The organism is Alteromonas sp. 5NW40-0090 (genome assembly GCF_057552975.1).
The window spans coordinates 1-18364 of sequence record NZ_BAAJLT010000019.1 but is presented as its reverse complement, the minus strand read 5'-3'; the positions used below and the strand labels follow the sequence as shown (position 1 = coordinate 18364).

Sequence of the window (18364 nt, the reverse complement as noted above, 5' to 3'; positions counted from 1 at the left end):
CGTTTCTTAATGGGGAAACCTGTTGTGTTGCGGTTAATCAAAAGTCATATCCGTCAGTTTCCCTTCTACTCACGTAAAACGTACTACCTGATGCTCTTATTCTGCCTGTTTTCAATCTTACCGACTTTTCAATCGAATTTATAATATCGCCGTCTTCTTTCGTTTTATTACCATTTTCCCACTCAATTCTATTCAAATTCGTCAGTCCCCACGCACCCCATTGCGCAAGCATCAAACGGCTGGAATCTGACTCTGGGTTACAACTGCGGTACTCAGCAAGGTCAAAAGTAAGTTTTGAAAACAGACCATTTACTTCTGTAATGATTGCTTCTCTTGATTGTGGGTTACTCAGGTAGTGCTCAACCTTTTGTTCAGCGATAGCCACGTCTTGATATGCGTTGATGAATATGGATTTGAGAAAATATGATTCAGCCCTTTCAAAGCTTTTATTCTTTAGGAATTGGCCAAAGCCGATGATTAGCGAACCCATGGACGGCGACTCTTTTTCTAATTGGTCATAGTCCAGAGTCATCGCAGGGCTTCTAATATTTCTCTCTCTTGCCAGATAGGCAGTAAGAAAGGCATAGCCGCCATCGCATTCCATTGCAGGAAGTAAGTCTCCAATTCCTCCGTCACTATCGAGTTTTAAGAACCGTGTTCTACCGGCTAAAATATTGAACGCATCAATATCACTTATGCTATTGTTACTCACCATTGTGTAGACAGTACCAAGACCTCTATCTAGTGAAATCTCAGGGCCAAAGCCGGGTAGTGAATGCTCCCAGTTCCAGTCGTCTGTAGACTGAGCGAAAGCGTTAGTACAGGCGAAACACGCAACGACAACAGCAAGAATACTGAGGCGCTTAACAGCTTTAATGGGTAAAAATGGCGCTTTCATGATGTCCCTATATGGCAGCAACAGCCGTAGCGAAGTGGTAATAATTGTCTTGGTAAAAACAATATAGCAAGACGCTTTTTTGTTCAACTTAGGGTCCGCTTTACGCTCACAGGGGCTGCACAAGCAGCCCCGTACAGCCTAGATTTCAATAGACTCCGATATTTCCAAAGCGTCATCAACTTCGATGCCTAAGTAACAAACTGTACTCTCTAGCTTCTTGTGTCCAAGCAAGAGTTGAACTACCCGAAGGTTTTTAGTCTTCTTGTAAATTAAGTAAAGTTTGGTCCTACGCAGTGAATGGGTGCTGTACAGCGAGGTATCAAGTCCAAGTTTTTCAATCCAGCCATGGAAAATGCGATTATATTGTCTGGTTGATATATGCTCAGCGCCATGTATACGAGATTTAAAAAGGTAGTCAGACGCTTTTAGTTCTGCTTTCTTCACCCAAGCCAAAATCGATTCACCAGTGTTTGGTGTTATCTCAAATTGGACAGGACTCCCTGTTTTTTGCTGAACAACGTTCGTACGCCTAAGCGCAGAACGTCCGCAGACGACGTCTGAAACTTTTAGTTTAACGAGGTCACAACCTCGTAGCTTGCTATCAAGACCAAGATTGAACAGTGCAAGGTCACGCGTCCGACCTTCAAGCTCTAATCGAATTCGGATACCCCATATATGTGATATCTGAAGAGGTTTCTTCTGCCCAATTATGCGATCTTTGTTCCAAGGTGTATGGATTCGAATTGCCATAAGTTGTCTCCTGCTTAGTAGGAACCACAAGTATGGCAGTCAAGTTGAATGGCGTAATAATATGAGTAGAACTTCAGAGTTGTGCTAGTTGCGGAAGTTGACTTACAACAATTTTTTATGGCTACTGACCAAAAAGCAGTGCTCGCCGCTTTCTTTTTGCGTGTGAAGCGTATTTATGTAAGCCTTAGTCAAAAAAGAAGTGTGAGTAGCAATTTTGATAGAACATTGGGAGCGTTATTTATGTCGACGAACGGTGAAGTGACTTAAAAGGATTTACTGATGATTCCAACCTACCAAGAATTAATGACACCAGTCCTTGAGAGAGCGAGAGAAGGCGAAGTAAAATTTCGAGATGCTGTAGATGATATTAGTAATGAACTAAAGCTAACTGATGAGGAACTCTCAGAGCTTCTCCCAAGCGGTAAACAAACAGTTATTGCTAATCGTATCGGATGGGCGAAAACTTACCTTTCCAAAGCTGGGCTATTAAATACAAAAAAAAGAGGCTTCTTCACGATAACTGATCGAGGGATAGAAGCACTTAATTCTGGCCAGAATATCGACAATAAATATTTGAAGCAGTTTGACACATTCAACTCATTTCACGGACAAAGTTCTGAAATAAAAGTAGTTGATAACACTCTCACTCAAGACGACGAACAGATGACCCCCGATGAGGTATTGAGGCGCGCTTATGAAAAAATCAACGATTCACTATCGACAGATCTTCTAACTAGAGTACGAGCTGTTTCTCCCATTTTCTTTGAAACGCTACTTGTCGACTTGCTCGTCGAAATGGGATACGGAGGAAACGAAGAAGGTGCTGCTCATGCACTAGGAAGAACAGGGGACAATGGCGTCGATGGCGTTATCAATCAAGACCCTCTAGGCGTTGACCAAATTTATATTCAGGCGAAAAGATATGCTGAAGGAAACAACGTTGGAGCAAGTGATATTCGAGATTTCTTTGGAGCACTCAACCTGAAAAAGGCAAACAAAGGGCTATTTATAACTACTTCAGATTTCACTCAGTCGGCCGTTCAAACCGCAAGAGACCTTGGAAGCCGAATCGTTTTATTTAATGGACAACAGCTCTCGAAACTAATGCTGAGATTCAATGTGGGGTGCAGAGATGTGGAAACATTGCATCTAAAGCGAGTCGATGAGGATTTTTTTGATAATTAATATAAGCAAATAAAAAATGACACAGGCTTTCGATTACGTGTGCATTCTCCCAAGCCACTGAAAAATTTGTTTTTTTGGTTTTTACTAGTCTTATTATAAAGTGTTGTTGATGAATTATGAACGGCAATTAAGAATGAATATCGTTACGTGGAACTGCAATGGTGCTTTAAGGAAGAAAACCAATGAGGTCGACTCTCTTAATGCAGATATAGTGATCGTACAAGAATGCGAAGATCCGGCACAATCAACAAACCAATATCGTGAATGGGCTGGTGAATTCTTATGGAACGGAACCTCAAAGAATAAAGGTATTGGCATATTCCCCAAAAACGGAAACACGGTCAAAGCATTGAACTGGGATGGACAGTATAAGATTGAGGGTCTACTTAGTAAAAGCCCTTCTCTCTCTTGGTCAACATCAGATTTAAACTTATTTATACCTTTCATCATCAATGATGACATTACAGTGCTAGCCGTTTGGACAAAAGGCAATGATTCCCAGATATTTGGTTATATGGGGCAATTCTGGAAATATCTCCAAATTCACAGGAATGATTTGGAAAATGAGAAAACGATTATTATCGGAGATTTTAATAGTAATGCGGTCTGGGATAAGGAAGATCGTTGGTGGAGTCATAGCGACGTCATAACTGAGTTAAAAGAAATGGGAATTTCGAGCTTATATCACGAACAATATAAAGAGGAGCAAGGTAAAGAGAGTTCACCAACATTCTACTTACATCGAAGAGAAGAAAAACCATACCACATCGATTATGCCTTTGTTTCTAATGATATTCTTAACAAGTCAAAACTATGGATCGGCGAGCGTAAAGACTGGATTGGTGTTAGTGATCATATGCCCCTCAGTCTAAAGGTGATTAGATAACAAAGTGCTGAAAAAGGCCGCGCGCAACTTTTTTAGTTTTCTGAGGGGAAAACAGATTCCCGAAAAATGAAATAGAGTTCATTTTTAGCTATCTCGGCAGTATCGTTCGATACTTGTTCCAAGACCCCAGTTCAAGTTGTGAGACAGAAATGTGCCAAACTCGGCCGTTGGTAACGCCTTGCTAAGCGGAAAATAATGGTTGGCTATAATCGCGAAGCGATGGCCAACTATTATTTTTCCGTTTAGCAACTTGTTAGATTACTTTTTTAACCAAGCTTAGAAAGCTCTTCTTTTCTGATTTTATGAAGCTTGTCCATAAAAGACTCTCCATCACAATTCTCTTTGGCTACTATTTCAGACTGCTTATTTAAGGCGTATGAGCAAATAAACCATAACAATATTAATATTAGAAAGAACGTAATGCCGCTTGCAGAAGCACTCGTTGCAGACCAGCGATTGAAAAGAAATTCTGATTTTGAAAACGTTTCCGTTCTGATCAAGCTATCCACTAGAATAAAAATGAAATACGAAATTAATAATGGCGTTGTTACCTTTTTAAATAGATATAACGCTATAAAAGAATGGATAGACTTTCTTTTGTAGAACATTACAATAAACACAAGACCTAAAAGTACAAAAGAAAAAATATCGAAATACGCGAATACAGTATTTACAAAGAACTCAATAATAGCTGTAAGGATATCCCTCAACCAGTCAAGTCCCCAGAAATCCCATGTCCACTCCCAGCGCCAAGGAAGATTTAGACTCTCCCTTAACAAATTTCCCAAAACAAAGAGTAAAGGACCAATTAAACACAAGATTACACCGACAAGAGTATCTACAACCGCTTTACAAAATGGATGATCGAAAAGTTTTAAATAAAAAGCAATGATCATTTTCATAAAATTAATACCGACCCTTTTTTTCAAGTAATCTAACAATTTAATAGTGCGCAAATCGCGCATATTTCTACCACGCAACGGCTCAATTTTCTGATTACTACTTTTTATCAAATTAGCTAACCTTTTGCTAGCTAAGAAAATTTTTTAAGCTGGCAAAGTGCTCTGAGGACAAAAATGCGCAAATTGCTCATTTTCCTGAATATAGGGGAACGTTGTAAAACCTGGATATAATAACAGTATCAAAAGAAAATATTTAATGTCCGTAATACGCTCATAGCTGCCCTTCAGATAGAGGCTAAACCTATTCATCGAAACTGTCAGATCAGATATGAGCTACTACAATTTGAGTTATTGCTTTGACCACCTTTTAAAGGTGCGCATAGTTTTAAAACTGTGCGCCTTTCTTTATCCTCTAACTTGATGACTTTTAGTTGAAATGCTCTCTCTTTTATCCATATAAGTCAGAACAGGTTCAACCCGAAAACATTTTTTACTCTGAGAAGAACTTCGTTGGTTCTCTCTCGTGAAATTTCGCTACCAGCACGTAGTATATCGATTAACTGTGCCTTATCCGTAAGGTAGTGCTCTCGACGCTTACGAATTGGCTTCAACACCTCTTGCAGGCACTCTTCCAGTATCTTCTTTGTCGTCCCATCACTTAGCCCACCAGCCTGATAATGTTCTTTGAGTTGGCTGACATACTCAGTATCTGGGTGAAAAGCGTCTAAATACGTGAATACAACATTGCCTTCTACTTTACCTGGGTCTTCAACTTTCAGGTGATCAGGGTCTGTGTACATGCTACGAACTGCAGTGCTTATCTCTTTCTCTGTAGCGCCAAGGTTTATGGTATTTCCCATCGACTTACTCATTTTGTTTTTGCCGTCAGTGCTAGGTAGTCGTGATGCATTGCTTAGTAATGGCTTACACTCTTTAAGCACAGGCTTTTCGACTAACGAGTTAATCTTCCTTACGATTTCATTGGTTTGTTCAATCATTGGCAATTGGTCATCACCAACAGGAACCAATGTTGCGTTAAATGCGGTGATGTCAGCCGCTTGAGATATTGGATATGTCAAGAAGCCTGCGGGTAAAGAGCGCTCAAAGCCTTTGCTTTTGATTTCACTTTTTACGGTTGGGTTACGCTCAAGTCGCGTTACAGTTACCACGTTACTGTAATACATAGTCAACTCAGCGAGTGCAGGTAGCTGTGATTGCAGACAAACAGTGGTCTTCTGTGGGTCTATGCCAACAGCCAGATAATCAGCCACCACATTTAATATGCTAGATGATACCTTTGATGGATTGTGTGCATTGTCCGTCAGACCTTGCATGTCAGCGACAAGAATGGTCTGATCATGCTTGTGTTGTAAGGATACACGTTGCTTCAGCGATCCAACATAATGACCTAAATGAAGAGGCCCAGTCGCTCTGTCGCCAGTAAGAATGATTTGTCGTTCGGTATTTGTTTTATTGTTCACGATATATCTCCAAGTAAATAAAACGTGCTACTGGAGATATAAAGGACATACAAACTTAGCTACCTTCCAGCAGCAAAAGAATGTACGAATTCCGTGCCGCTCAGATTGAGCGCCACCAGTTGAAAGAAGAGGTTGTGTTCATAAGTATCTTTTTCATGTTGACAAGGTATCAAATTAGATTGTGTGTAACAACCACTTGTGTTTTGGTAATTGTCTACCAAACAAGTTTGATTGTTAACACCAAGTGATTCTGTCGTAGTCGCTAATTACCAAGGGAAATTGACAGTTGATGTCCTAGCCAAAGTGGCAGAACGTAAAATTACGATAGCCAATGCCACTAAGCTCCTCATCACAAAAATAGTACTGATAGAGCTATTGAGGAAGTGGTCATGGGATTCTCCCTCGCTACCCCATACTTGGAACAATCCAAGGTCTCATGGCTGTTAAAACCCGAAGGAAACGTCGACATACACGCTAGCGGCGTTCGCAATATCTGGCTGAGGGAAAACATGAATACGACTGCATTACGGTTAGCAAAGCTTGCTGAAGCACGACAACATTGATGATGTGATTACGTCAATAAGCTCCAAAAGTTGCGACTTACCACACCCATTTAACCCTATAAATGCGAGCAAAAAACTATCTGATTCAGAGAAGTCGAAAACGCTGTCGTGCAATCCCTTATAACTTCCTGTCAGCTCCACGCTAATTAACTTCATACAACTTCCTTATTTCGCTTTTCTCTTCTTTGTAGGCTTTAGCTTTTCTCGCTCGTTTTTGATCTTTTCTAGCAAGGCTTCTGCTGAATTTTCATCGCTGATGAGTTCCGGGTTTTGCTCGCGCCATTTGGCGGTGAGCTCACCACGAAACGTTTTAGCGAGGATAGATTGGGTGAGTTTGTTGACGCGCTCTTGGGCTGCGTTGACTTCGGACTCGACTTTGTCAGCGTAGGCGAAGAGTTTTTCGACACGACTAACAATTTCGGTTTGTTCTTCAATGGTTGGTAATGGGATCGGCAACGAGTTACAAGCTGTCTTATTCAAATATTTAACTGTAGTCGATGTCGCCTTATCTTCGTAATATTCAGCATTTGCTCTCACACAATATGCTAGATATTCAGCTTTGATATGCTTGTTAACTTTGAAGGCATGAAGTTGTTGATTAATTACGGAGCTTTCCTTTAGAACGGCTGAAAGACCAACACGTCCAACGCAGGTCATGATAACATTTCCGGGTTCTATGATTTTTGCTCTGTAAGTAATAACCTCGTCTTCACTTAAACCATTTTCAATCTCCTTGTAATCAATCCAAATAGATTGTTCGTCAAAATTCGGAGTTAACAGCCAATGATAACCACCTGAGAAAGATTTTGGTTTATCTCTATTCGGTACAACGCACTCGCATAGAGCACCTAATCTTATAGAGGGCCAACCTGCTATATGACTCACAAATTTTCGACTTTCCTCAACAGCGATATCTGGGGACCTGTCCTTCTTTTTACCAAAGTTTCCCATTGTAAGCCCTGATGAAAATTGCTCTTCAGAAATAGACGCAATATCAACTATTTCTGGTTTGAACTTTTCACGCCATTCTTCCGTCAATTTACCGCTGACGGCGGCGGCGAGGACAGATTGGCGGAAGCGTTTTAGGGTGTCGGGAACGGCGTCGAGGCGTGCCTTGATACTATCGACTTTCGCTAATAACTTATCCAACTTTTCAGCAATTACTTTCTGTTCAGCGAGTGGGGGGAGTGGTAACTCTAGCCCTCGAATTACTCCAAGGTTAATCCTCGGGCGAGTCGTTCCTTTTACGTGTTGCTCTATTTGCTTTATGACAACTTCAGAATTAATTAAGTAAATTAAAAAACTTTTAGAGCAGACATCCTCATTCGCTCTCATTCGAACTAAATCCGCAACAATTATACCTTTCTCGAACGATGAAGGCACTTCGCAAGCCAATCCTAAAGGGTCACCAAGTTTAGTAATCAGGATATCACCGGACTTAAAGCTATGCCGTTGGAGCTCTGAAGCTTTGTCTGGACTGACAAACCTAATGTTCTTATCAATAAAGCGGAATCTTTTAACATTTTGAATACGAGCTATTGGTTCGCCTTCATCTTTATATTCAGACGCTTTAAGGTTTGAACCAAATGGTCCATCAACAATGTCAGACTTTGGATCAACAACATATTCTGACCCCGTTACTAATGCCCATTCATCTGGGAACTTAAATTTCATAGTTATTCACCCAACTCAGCCAACAACTCATCCAACTCCAGCAGTGCACTGGCTAAGCCATCTTTAGCCTCTTTTGCCAAAACTTCTGGCACAGGTAAGTCTGCTGCATCAACACTGTCTTTGTCTTTGAGCCAACTGATATCGAGTGAGTCACCTTTGGTGTCGCGGATCCAGTCACGGGTAAAACAACGCCAACGGGAGTGTGCTAACTCGTCGTCTACACCTTTGTTTTCCTCTGCGTTGTCCACTTCAACTTTGCGAGCACCAAAACTGTATTCACCTTCTGTGCGTGAGGATGCGCCATTGGCATCTTCGCCGTAAACTTCTTCAAACGGTTTAAGGTGGCTTTCACCAAAGGGAGTACGCTTGCCAAATGAAGGCATATTGGTTCTTAAGTCATATACCCAAACATTTTTGGTGCAGCCTTCTTTTTGGCTTTTATCGTCAGCAGCACCTTTAGTGAAAAATAATACATTGGTTTTTACACCTTGTGCGTAGAAGATACCTGTTGGCAAACGCAAAATAGTGTGCAGGTTACACTTTTCCATTAAGTCGCGACGGATCTCTGTGCCTTGGCCTGCTTCAAACAATACATTATCTGGCAAAACTACTGCGGCACGACCGCCTGGTTTAAGGTTCCGGTAAATATGCTGTAAAAATGCGAGCTGTTTGTTACTGGTGCGGTAGGTTAAATCGTCACGAGTAATAGATGCTTCACCGCCTTTTGACGTACCAAATGGTGGGTTTGCTAATATGACATCAGCTTTAGCTAAACTTGAACCCACTTGACCTAAAGCATTACCCAAATGCACCGCGCCTTCGTCGTCGCCTTCAATATTGTGCAGTAAACAGTTCATAAGTGCTAAACGACGGGTGTTCGGTACTAACTCAACACCCATATAAGCTTTCGTCTTTTGAAACTGTTGCTGTTGCTCGTTCAAGTCAAACAAATCATCGGTTTGTTCTTTAATGTAGTTATCAGCGGCGATAATAAAACCTGCGGTACCCGCGGCTGGATCTTGAATAACCTCACCTGCTCGCGGCTTAATACAACGCACCATAGAGTCGATAAGTGCACGCGGTGTGAAGTATTGCCCTGCGCCCGATTTAGTCTCGTTCGCGTTTTTCTCAAGTAGTCCTTCGTATAAGTCACCTAGGCCGTCTTTTGCTGCACTGAACCAGTCAATTTTATCAATGGCTTCAATGAGCTGTTTTAAATGGCGAGGTTCACGTAAGCGTGTTTGTGCATCGGCATATATTGCTTGAATAAGCGGATCTTCATGAATAGTCACTTCCATGGTTTGACCTGGATTTTCAGGGTCTGCTTCGGTACGTTTACCGGTTGAAAGTGCGAGTAAGATAGCTTTGTAGTCGTTAAGTAATACCAGTCCGTCTTTACCGCTTAAATCTTGCCAACGGCAACCTTCTGGCAATGGATGGCGGTTTAAAATGCCGGCTTCGTTATTTTCGTGCACCATTTTAATAAACAGTAGCAATACCAGCTCGGTAACATAATCTGAATAGTTAATACCGTCGTCACGTAGTACGTCACATAAGTTCCAGAGTTTTTGTACGATGTCGTTGTTGGTCATTTTGAATCCTTTATGTGCCTTACTTTAATACTTGGCTTTCTGCAAGCTTCTCGAATTAGTAAGGCAAGAAATTATTATTGTCTGTTGTCATGAGCGTAATTAGCTTAGGGTGAACAAATAGCTTTTCTTTACCCGCTGTGACTTCGGTTAGTACACCAATATCGCAGAGTTGCTTTAGGTAAACAGAGGCTGTTTGTCGTTTTGCTATGTCGCTTTCCACTAAGTTGTTAATGCGGCAGTAAGGCTGCTCAAAAATCACTTGCACTAACTCATGGCTATAAATTTTAGGTAGCTGCTCTTTTACAAATAGGGTTGTGTGTTCAATAAGCTCTCGCACTGCAGCTATTTTTTTGGTTGTCCATTTGGCGGTTTGTTCTACTGCATTAAGCATATAGATGATCCATGGCTGCCAATCGCCATCGCGAGTTACCGACAAGAGCAGTCGATAATAGTCTTGCTTGTTTTGTACGATATAGCGACTGAGGTACAAAATAGGCAGAGTTAATAAATTCTGCTCTATCAGATATAAAATGTTAAGTACCCTGCCAGTACGGCCATTACCGTCAATGAATGGATGAATTGCTTCAAACTGATAGTGAGATACAGCCATTTTAATGAGTGGATCAATATCATCTTCTGCGTGAAGGAATTGCTCCCAATTTGATAGTAAATCTCGCAAAACCCGTTCACCTACTGGTGGCGTATAGATGATTTCACCCGTTGTCTGATTACTTAGCACAGTGCCTGGCACTTTGCGTATTTCCATATCAACCGACTTGATGGTGCTACACACTTCTACTGCAGTATTGGTGTTTAATGGCCTTCTTGAAAGCTGCATAAAGCCTTCGTATAAAGCAGTACGATATCGTAGTGCTTCTCTGGTGGCATTGTCGGCACTACTGTCTTCTTGCGCATACTGAAATAGTTTATCGGTTGTGGTGACGATGTTTTCTATTTCAGAACTGTCTTTTGCTTCAAGTAATGGAATAAGGTTGATCAGAAGGCCTTGGTTTGGCAGTAGCTCCCCTGCTTGCTTTAGTTCTGCTAACGCAGCCCTAGCTGGTATACATGCCTTAAGTATTTCAATACTATCCAAGGTATCGCCCGGCGGCGGTAATGGTGGCATGGTATTAAACGGCTGCTCAGCTTGCCATGTCATGTTTAAAAAACCTTAAATTATCAACATAATGTTCAGCTTATGTCGATTGCTTCAACATGTAAACACGTTATGTCGAAAAAAGTGCAATATTTCGACATGTAATAAACTTATGTCGATACTATCGACATATAAATCAATCGTGTCGATATAATCTAAATATTTCGACACGTAATTAAGTTATGTATAAAAAAAGCCAAAAAATATACATATGCCTAAGTATGCGCAGTTGCCATAACCGTCTTGCTAGCCTTATGTCTGCTCAAGGCAGTTTTACGCCTGCTCAGGCCATAATGCGTCGTTTATTTCATTTAATACATCGTCTAATTGGTCATTCAAAACCCTATTAAAGGTTTGAACCCCGCCATGTGTTGCGAAACACCGATTAATAAAGCTCTTGTCTACAACCACTTCGTGGGTAAGCTGTTTAGCGAGTCGGTCTAGCCATTTACGTTGTGCAGGTGCCCAGTTGTGCAGTTGATACATTTTCTGCATAGCCAGTTGCACACGCTCGGAAAATGGCATTAACGCTTCACCAATGGCTGCTTGGCGAATATACCCCACGATAGAAGCCGCAATGTCTTGATTGGTTTTATTCTTCCATGCGGTCTCTAATGTTTTTTCACCAAAGCCTGCGGCATCGAGCATTAGTCGTACTTCTTTCAGTTGTTCGCGTGTTAAGTCTTTTGGTTTGTTAACCACAGTAGAAAGCGCCACCGACTCATTAATTTGATGTTTAATAAAGCTTTCAAAGCTACCAAGATAATCCTCTGGACGATTATATTTGCCATAACTTTGCTCACGGACCTCTAGTTGATCCTCATGTGTTGAGATAAGAGGGTAACGCTCTGAGCCTAGTAATTGATTGACCGCGGTAAGCTGAGGTAATAAACCACCGCTATCTTTAATAAATTTTACTGCTTGCTTAGGACCTAGTTCACGCAAGTACTGTGGAAGTTTATCTGTTTCGGTTCCCCAAAGCTGAGTGAGCTCTTCAAGCTTTTCTTTGATGTCTTGTCTAGACTCCGCTTTTTTCTTTGCCTTACGCAATATACGCATGACCTTTTGGCTAAGCTGGTCTAGTAAGTCATCTGCATGAGATGTATCTGCTGCCTCACCTTTTGTATCGAGGGCTTTTTCTAAACGCTTCTCATCGGTAAGCTCATCCACTAGCTGCTCTATGGTAATGTTCGGGTTTTTCACTAAAGGCTTCATGGTAGAAACATCTTCAAGTGCAGCGTATATATCCACAGGATCGTAAATGCGGAAAACCGTTTTACCAATGTCATCGCAACGGCGCGTTGCTCGCCCTATCATTTGCTCATACAAAATGCGCGAACGCACTCGACGCATAAACACCAAATTACAAATTTTTGGTACATCGATGCCTGTTGTCAGTAGATCGACGGTAATGGCAATGTTCGGATAGTCTTCGTTTTTAAACCGGCTAATGGCCTTTTCGACTTTGTCGGTTTGGCCAGTAATTTTTAATACTGCAGCTTGATTGTAATCGCCGTTATAAATTTCCTTAAAGGATTCGTCGAGTAAGCGTTTAACCATGTCAGCGTGCATATCGGTTGCGCAAAAGATCATGGTTTTCTCTTCACCAAATGGGTCAAGTTCTTTAACCAACTCTTCGCAGATCACACGATTAAAGTTTTCGTTAATCACGCGCTTATTAAATGCTTCCACCGCAAAGTTAACTTCATCTTCCAGTTCGGCCGACTCTACTTCACCTGTTCCTGTGTTGATGGCACTGACTTTTTCACCCTTCTCAAATTTAATACCCGCTTTTGATAACTTAGTTTGATATCGAATGGGCGGTTCATGGTCAATTAACCAGTCTTCAGCAACGGCTTCACGATATGAGTAGGTGTATACCGGTTTGCCAAATACTTCAGTTGTATGTTTCGCTGGCGTAGCTGTTAAACCAATACGCACCGCATCGAAATAGTCGAGCACACGACGATAACTAGACAGGTACTGTGAAGCATCTCTTGTTTCGAGCTCACCCTCAGTCATCTCTTGGTCGAGGGTATAACCTCGGTGGGCTTCATCAACAATAATACAATCGAATTCGTCAACAGGCGGTGGCGAGTCAGACATAAACAAGCGTTTAACCATTGCCTGAACGGTTGCCACTTGTATACGTGTTTCTGCTTCAGCCGCCATGTCGCCAAGCTCAGTAATGTTATAAATTTTAGAAAGCGGTTTACTTTCTTCCAGTGGCGCCTCATTAAAGCTATCTAGTGCTTGAGTCCCAAGAGACGTTCTGTCGACTAAAAACAATATCCGCTTAAAGCGCTCAGCTTTTAAAAATCGATACATCAAGCCAATAATCGTTCGGGTTTTACCTGTGCCTGTCGCCATGGCTAACAAACATTGCTGAGCATCTTGCTCTAACGCCGTTTCAACCCCTTTAATTGCCTTTTCTTGATAGTCGCGCAACTTAAGGTAGCCGAAACCTTCGTTCTTAAGTGTTTGCTCTGCAGCTTGTTTACTACGCGTTAATTTATCTTCAAGGCCTGTAGGGCTGTGAAAATTAGCTAGCGACCTTGCAATATTACTGTGGTCACGCACATCGCGGAACCAAATACCTGATTGTTCAGCTAGCTGTTTGACAAACGGACGTCCGTTAGATGAATACACAAATGGCACATGATAGTGGCCTTTCTCTCCTTCTGGCCATGCAATGGTTCTGCCCTCAAGCTCCCAAGCTGGCATTAAAGGTGGCGTATTTTTAAATCCTTTGGAATAGCGTTCAGCTTGACCAATTTTACCGGCGACATTGGTGTTTTCTTTTTTCGCTTCGACCACCGCTATCGGTGTTAACCCTTTAAACAGAACATAATCGGCATAGCCTTTTTTACCTTCATACTCCGTTGGCCACTCGGCAATCGCCATGTCTTTGCCTTCTTCAGGCATGGTTTTGTTCTTTTTAAAGTTTAAGTTTTCAGTATCTGTTTCCCAACCAGCTTCAATTAAGTGTTGATCGATAACAATACGAGTGACCTCTTCATTGAGGTATAGCACCTTAGTAGCTTCTCTAAGCTGCTTGGCATAAATCTTTTGCTTTTGTTTGGTTGCTTGTTTTTCTTCGTCGCTTTGCTGCTGCTCTTGTTTTTGCGTTGTTGCTAATTTTTCGTTGAATTCAGCACGCTGCTTTTCCAATTCTTTATCTTGTGACTCGAACAGTGATTTATATTGGCGAGCCTCTTTGTCCATTTGCTCAGCTAATACAGCGTACTCTTCTTTTTCTTGCTGTAAGAGCTGAGTGAGCTGTTGATTTGACTCAAGCTGTTGGTGAGTATTTGTAAGTTCAGACTGTAGCTGTAAAATTTGTTTTTGCAGTGTTCTATGGTGTTCACTTGGGTCTTCTGGCGGAACAAATGGACCAGGCTTAAAATTGGCTGGGCATTTATCTGACGACTTATGAAACCAAATTGCCAGTTGGCGAGCAACACGTAACCCGTCCATGGCTTCTTTATGTTTTGTCTTAAAGCGATGAGTTGCTTTATTGCCTTCAATCCGAAGGTGGTGAAAGACATCTTTAATAAGCGGATCTAAATTTAAGTCACGATGGATTCTAAAAAGTAAATCTTTTTGACTAGTCTGTTCATCAAAAAAAATCCCTGCGCCAGTCGCAATTTCCTGAGCAATGGCTTCGCCAAACTGCCGCAATTTTATCAGTGTAGTATTTGGGTCTGTCGCAAAAACGGTTTCTGCGTTATGCGCTAGTTGATAAAAAATAGGGTCATGACTTTCTAAAAAACTGAAATTACTCGCCACTGATATCGTTCCTTCGAGCCGTTATTTTTTGTCTTATCGTTACCTAGAATAGCGGAATTTGTACAACTATCACAGAGGGTTAGTCATAGTCTTGGCGAGACGATATTACCGTTTCTCTGCAATACCTTGCAGAATTCTATTTCAAGTGGAATTTTCACTATCATTCTGGTCAGAAGATAGCTTACAGCGTGCTTGTTTTTAGTCCTGCAATGACTCGCAGAACTACTGTCATTTAAGCTAACGTCATGACCTCATGTTCTGACGTTAAAACACTCCCTACTTAGCTCTTTCCCTGCAATATCTTGCAGAAACTCTTATCCCTATGAAATTGGCGGCTATTGCAGGATGACCGTTTTCCTGCGAGGAATAATATGCAGAGTTATAGTAATTCAACACATAGTTCTACTATGGTATCAAATACTGGTTAATGAATTGCTGGCACCCGTGGTCAAGTTCAGCTTAGTTCCTGCTTTATTTCTAACAAATAACGAGAGGTACACAAGCTAGATTACTTATCCTGACCTAACAATATATTCCGTACCGTCGCAGAATAAAACTGACGACCATAGCGAGTTTTGAAGCCAAGGCGATTAAGCTCACTTGCCAAAGCTGTGTAGGTGTCGAGGCCCTGTTGTTGCAAACTTTCGATAACAGGCCGGATGGCTTGGTTGAACTCATCGTTATTTTTTTGCCATGTGCCTCGCGCATTCTTCATGCAGCTATTTCTTATTTCATGGAGGCGAGGATTACCCAGTTTTACACCACGCTTTTTTGCAGCAGCTAGTGCCAACCTAGTTCGCTCACTAATCATTCTACGTTCTTCCTCTGCTACTGCGGCAAGCACCTGAAGAACTAGCGGGCCACTGTTCGGCTGATCACAACATATGAATGGGATCCCACTTTTCATAACGGTTGATAAGAAATGGAGATCGCGACTAAGACGATCGAGCTTTGACACAACTAACGTTGAGTTAGTGAGCTGACAATGTTGCAGCGCTTTTAACAGTTGTGGACGGTCATCCCTCTTACCCGATTCTATTTCAGTATAAATATGGAGCAACTTACCCTCCTGACGACGGATGTAGTCTTCAACAATATCTTGCTGAGCTTCTAGGCCTAAACCCGAAATACCTTGGCGTTGCGTGGATACTCGATAATAAGCGATGAATTGCATATAGTTTTCCTCAACTGGTCATTTCAGACCAGAATGAGACCAAACCGGCACCTGTCAAAAAAGAGCTTAACGAGGGATTAGCTCTTTTTTACACACTAGACTTTGTTACAAAAATGAGGACTCTACTGGTAGTGTCGCGGCAAGACTACTTAAACTCATTCAAGCTCAAGCCATTCAACAAAAATGAGAAAACTATAGATAGTTGCGTACGAAACTCTTCACGCGCCTATATATTTTAGGTGGATAGTTTCACCTGAAAAATGTTAGCTAACCAGCTATTTTGCATACTTGCTCAATATGTAGAATGCAGTTGCTAAGATTAAAGCACTTACCAGAAAAACAGATATCGTTATGATTGGCATAATAGACTTCCTCTCGTTTAAAGCTTCATGCTGAAAGAAGACGCTTTGCGGATTAATCCTAATGCCCACTGAGTGATTGAATATGTAGATAAGTATATTTCAAGTTATCTAAATGGCCTTCTAATATAAAATCCAACGGCGCTTTGCCATTGAACAAGCCATTACAGTTTTTCAATGACATGAAGTTATCAACATTGGTCTGCTGACTGAAGAGCATTCTAATTGCTTGGTAGATATTCAAAACATAGCTTAGCCTTTCTTGCTGCTCTTGGGTCAGATTCACTTGTTTCGGATTATGATTGCACTCACACATCACCTGTTTTGAAAGCCCTAAAATCACCTCCATTTGAGCTGGTTCACAAGACCAAGACTCCAAGATGCGAATTGCAGTTTTCAATGCCACAGGAGTTGCGCGATCAAGTTCATCCTGTGATGGTATATTTGATTCATTATCGTTAATAGTTTTATCCTCTAATAAAAATAATCATGCGATATTTCTTTAACAATTATCATGCATTCTAGTAATCGTTTTGATTTGTAGAAATGCTCAAAGACATTATCAGCGGTGAGTGGTGGAAGAGTGATGCCTTTAAGTAAATCTGGTCTTACAATCCTATTATCATAATTCGCTTTCAGCCTACCGCTAATAAATTCATTTTAATGAATCGACACCAATAATCTATGCGCTTCTCCATCGTTCTGGGTATCGCTTTTCATACTCTACTGGCGAAAGCAGATCATTGGAACCATGTTTTCTCTTATTGTTCTAAAACATCTTCATGTACTCGAAAATATCGCTTCTAGCATCATCCCTTGTTAAATAGATTTTTCGCTTTACTCGCTCACGTTTCAGCAGTTGGAAGAAAGTTTTAGCCACCACATTGTCATGGCAGTTGCCGCGTCTCCTCATGCTACCTTCAAGACAATTACTTTAAAGAAGTGTGCCAATCATAGCTTGTGTATTGACTGCCATGGTCTGAATGAACTGTCTCCATTCTCTTGGAATTACACCGCCAAACAGCCATTAATAGCGCATTTAACACTACTTCCTTCATAATACGAGATAGTATTGACCAACCAAAGGCTTTGCGTGAAAACAAATCGATCACCACGGCTAAATAAAGCAGTCACTCATGAATTCGGGTGTGAGTAATGTCCTTCACCCATGACTCATCTGGCGGCTCAAGATTGAATTGACGCTGTAGTCGATAAACGCGATTAACACCACGCTTTTCGCCGATATCACGTAAGTCAGAATGGACTTTACGTAAGCCGTAAACCTCACCTGACTCTAGCCAAAATTGTTTTATCAAACCTGTAAGACGTTGATTGACTTTAGCTCGTTTAGAGTGAAGCTGCTTACTCCATACGTAACATCCACATGGATGCACATCGAACATTTTGTACAGCCAACGAACAGGCCGCCGGTCCAAATTCTGTTTAATAAAGGCGTACCTCAGTCGGACTGCTTTGCAGATGAGCGAGCACAACTTCCCTTTAACTAAAATCTCAGCACCTGAGTTAGCGCGTCCTTAGGAATGAAAACCATGAATGACAGCACCAATTCCTTCCAACTCAGCACCTGAGTTAGCCCGGCTTAGGAATAATAACCGTGAATAAAAGCACTAATTTATTCCAACTCAGCACCTGAGTTAAGCTCGAGTTCCCAGTAGATGAGCGTGCACAACTGCCCATTAACCAAAAATCTCAGCACCTGAGTTAGCCCGGCCTTAGGAATAATAACCGTGAATAAAAGCACCAATTCTTTCCAACTCAGCACCTGAGTTAGCCCAGCCTTAGAAATGATAACCGTGAATAAAAGCACCAATTCTTTCCAACTCAGCACCTGAGTTAGCACGTCTTAAGGAATGAAAACCATGAATGAAAGCACCAATTTTTTCCAACTCAGCACCTGAGTTAGCGCGTCCTTAGGAATGAAAACCGTGAATAAA

At 41.4% G+C, this 18364-nt stretch carries 14 protein-coding genes and 1 pseudogene; 2 read left to right on the top strand and 13 right to left on the bottom strand.

Features of this window, described 5'->3' with window-relative positions; genetic code table 11:
* Positions 1-37: 37 nt before the first annotated feature.
* Together AC27KT_RS19430 and AC27KT_RS19425 are read right to left on the bottom strand one after the other, a co-directional pair.
* Positions 38-898: a hypothetical protein gene (locus tag AC27KT_RS19430; RefSeq protein ID WP_487132699.1), complete on the bottom strand. Its 861-nt coding sequence runs from the start codon at positions 896-898 to the stop codon at positions 38-40.
* A gap of 138 nt (positions 899-1036) precedes the next feature.
* Positions 1037-1648 carry a tyrosine-type recombinase/integrase gene (locus AC27KT_RS19425; protein ID WP_487132697.1) on the bottom strand — a complete coding sequence of 204 codons (612 nt, stop codon included), beginning with the start codon at positions 1646-1648 and terminating at the stop codon, positions 1037-1039.
* A 279-nt stretch (positions 1649-1927) separates the two neighbouring features.
* Here AC27KT_RS19425 and AC27KT_RS19420 point away from each other — a divergent pair, with 279 nt between their 5' ends.
* Both AC27KT_RS19420 and AC27KT_RS19415 read left to right on the top strand, forming a co-directional pair.
* Positions 1928-2833, top strand: coding sequence for a restriction endonuclease (locus AC27KT_RS19420; protein WP_487132695.1), 906 nt, complete (start codon positions 1928-1930; stop codon positions 2831-2833).
* Between the two features lie 109 nt (positions 2834-2942).
* A complete protein-coding gene (locus AC27KT_RS19415) occupies positions 2943-3719 on the top strand; it encodes an endonuclease/exonuclease/phosphatase family protein (protein WP_487132693.1) in 777 nt (258 codons plus the stop codon).
* Between the two features lie 266 nt (positions 3720-3985).
* On the opposite strand, the gene AC27KT_RS19410 is transcribed toward AC27KT_RS19415, so the two are convergent.
* The 11 genes and pseudogenes from AC27KT_RS19410 to AC27KT_RS19360 all read right to left on the bottom strand — a co-directional run bounded on the left by AC27KT_RS19410 (position 3986) and on the right by AC27KT_RS19360 (position 18237).
* Complete coding sequence (locus AC27KT_RS19410; protein WP_487132691.1) at positions 3986-4732, bottom strand: hypothetical protein; 747 nt, start codon at positions 4730-4732, stop codon at positions 3986-3988.
* A 350-nt stretch (positions 4733-5082) separates the two neighbouring features.
* A complete protein-coding gene (trpS, locus tag AC27KT_RS19405) occupies positions 5083-6102 on the bottom strand; it encodes a tryptophan--tRNA ligase (protein ID WP_487132689.1) in 1020 nt (339 codons plus the stop codon).
* Between the two features lie 530 nt (positions 6103-6632).
* Positions 6633-6821 carry a hypothetical protein gene (locus tag AC27KT_RS19400; RefSeq protein ID WP_487132687.1) on the bottom strand — a complete coding sequence of 63 codons (189 nt, stop codon included), beginning with the start codon at positions 6819-6821 and terminating at the stop codon, positions 6633-6635.
* Positions 6822-6830: 9 nt separating this feature from the next.
* On the bottom strand, positions 6831-8339 hold the full coding sequence (locus AC27KT_RS19395; protein ID WP_487132685.1) for a restriction endonuclease subunit S: 1509 nt from the start codon (positions 8337-8339) through the stop codon (positions 6831-6833).
* A gap of 2 nt (positions 8340-8341) precedes the next feature.
* Positions 8342-9931 carry a class I SAM-dependent DNA methyltransferase gene (locus AC27KT_RS19390; RefSeq protein WP_487132683.1) on the bottom strand — a complete coding sequence of 530 codons (1590 nt, stop codon included), beginning with the start codon at positions 9929-9931 and terminating at the stop codon, positions 8342-8344.
* A gap of 55 nt (positions 9932-9986) precedes the next feature.
* Positions 9987-11090, bottom strand: coding sequence for a protein adenylyltransferase Fic (gene fic, locus AC27KT_RS19385; RefSeq protein WP_487132681.1), 1104 nt, complete (start codon positions 11088-11090; stop codon positions 9987-9989).
* A gap of 270 nt (positions 11091-11360) precedes the next feature.
* Positions 11361-14876 carry a type I restriction-modification system endonuclease gene (gene hsdR, locus AC27KT_RS19380; protein ID WP_487132679.1) on the bottom strand — a complete coding sequence of 1172 codons (3516 nt, stop codon included), beginning with the start codon at positions 14874-14876 and terminating at the stop codon, positions 11361-11363.
* 508 nt (positions 14877-15384) lie between these two features.
* Positions 15385-16050, bottom strand: a complete 666-nt coding sequence (locus AC27KT_RS19375) for a recombinase family protein (protein WP_487132677.1) — start codon at positions 16048-16050, stop codon at positions 15385-15387.
* 420 nt (positions 16051-16470) lie between these two features.
* Positions 16471-16815, bottom strand: a complete 345-nt coding sequence (locus tag AC27KT_RS19370) for a hypothetical protein (RefSeq protein ID WP_150140772.1) — start codon at positions 16813-16815, stop codon at positions 16471-16473.
* Between the two features lie 276 nt (positions 16816-17091).
* Positions 17092-17866, bottom strand: a pseudogene (locus AC27KT_RS19365) (IS3 family transposase); the annotation flags it as partial.
* A gap of 176 nt (positions 17867-18042) precedes the next feature.
* A complete protein-coding gene (locus AC27KT_RS19360) occupies positions 18043-18237 on the bottom strand; it encodes a hypothetical protein (RefSeq protein ID WP_487132675.1) in 195 nt (64 codons plus the stop codon).
* Positions 18238-18364 lie beyond the last annotated feature (127 nt).

Bases quoted from the DNA above. Each gene is read 5' to 3' on its own strand.
- AC27KT_RS19430 (WP_487132699.1), bottom strand. From the start codon at position 898: ATGAAAGCGCCATTTTTACCCATTAAAGCTGTTAAGCGCCTCAGTATT.
- AC27KT_RS19425 (WP_487132697.1), bottom strand. From the start codon at position 1,648: ATGGCAATTCGAATCCATACACCTTGGAACAAAGATCGCATAATTGGG.
- AC27KT_RS19420 (WP_487132695.1), top strand. From the start codon at position 1,928: ATGATTCCAACCTACCAAGAATTAATGACACCAGTCCTTGAGAGAGCG.
- AC27KT_RS19415 (WP_487132693.1), top strand. From the start codon at position 2,943: ATGAATTATGAACGGCAATTAAGAATGAATATCGTTACGTGGAACTGC.
- AC27KT_RS19400 (WP_487132687.1), bottom strand. From the start codon at position 6,821: ATGAAGTTAATTAGCGTGGAGCTGACAGGAAGTTATAAGGGATTGCAC.
- AC27KT_RS19395 (WP_487132685.1), bottom strand. From the start codon at position 8,339: ATGAAATTTAAGTTCCCAGATGAATGGGCATTAGTAACGGGGTCAGAA.
- AC27KT_RS19390 (WP_487132683.1), bottom strand. From the start codon at position 9,931: ATGACCAACAACGACATCGTACAAAAACTCTGGAACTTATGTGACGTA.
- fic (WP_487132681.1), bottom strand. From the start codon at position 11,090: ATGACATGGCAAGCTGAGCAGCCGTTTAATACCATGCCACCATTACCG.
- AC27KT_RS19375 (WP_487132677.1), bottom strand. From the start codon at position 16,050: ATGCAATTCATCGCTTATTATCGAGTATCCACGCAACGCCAAGGTATT.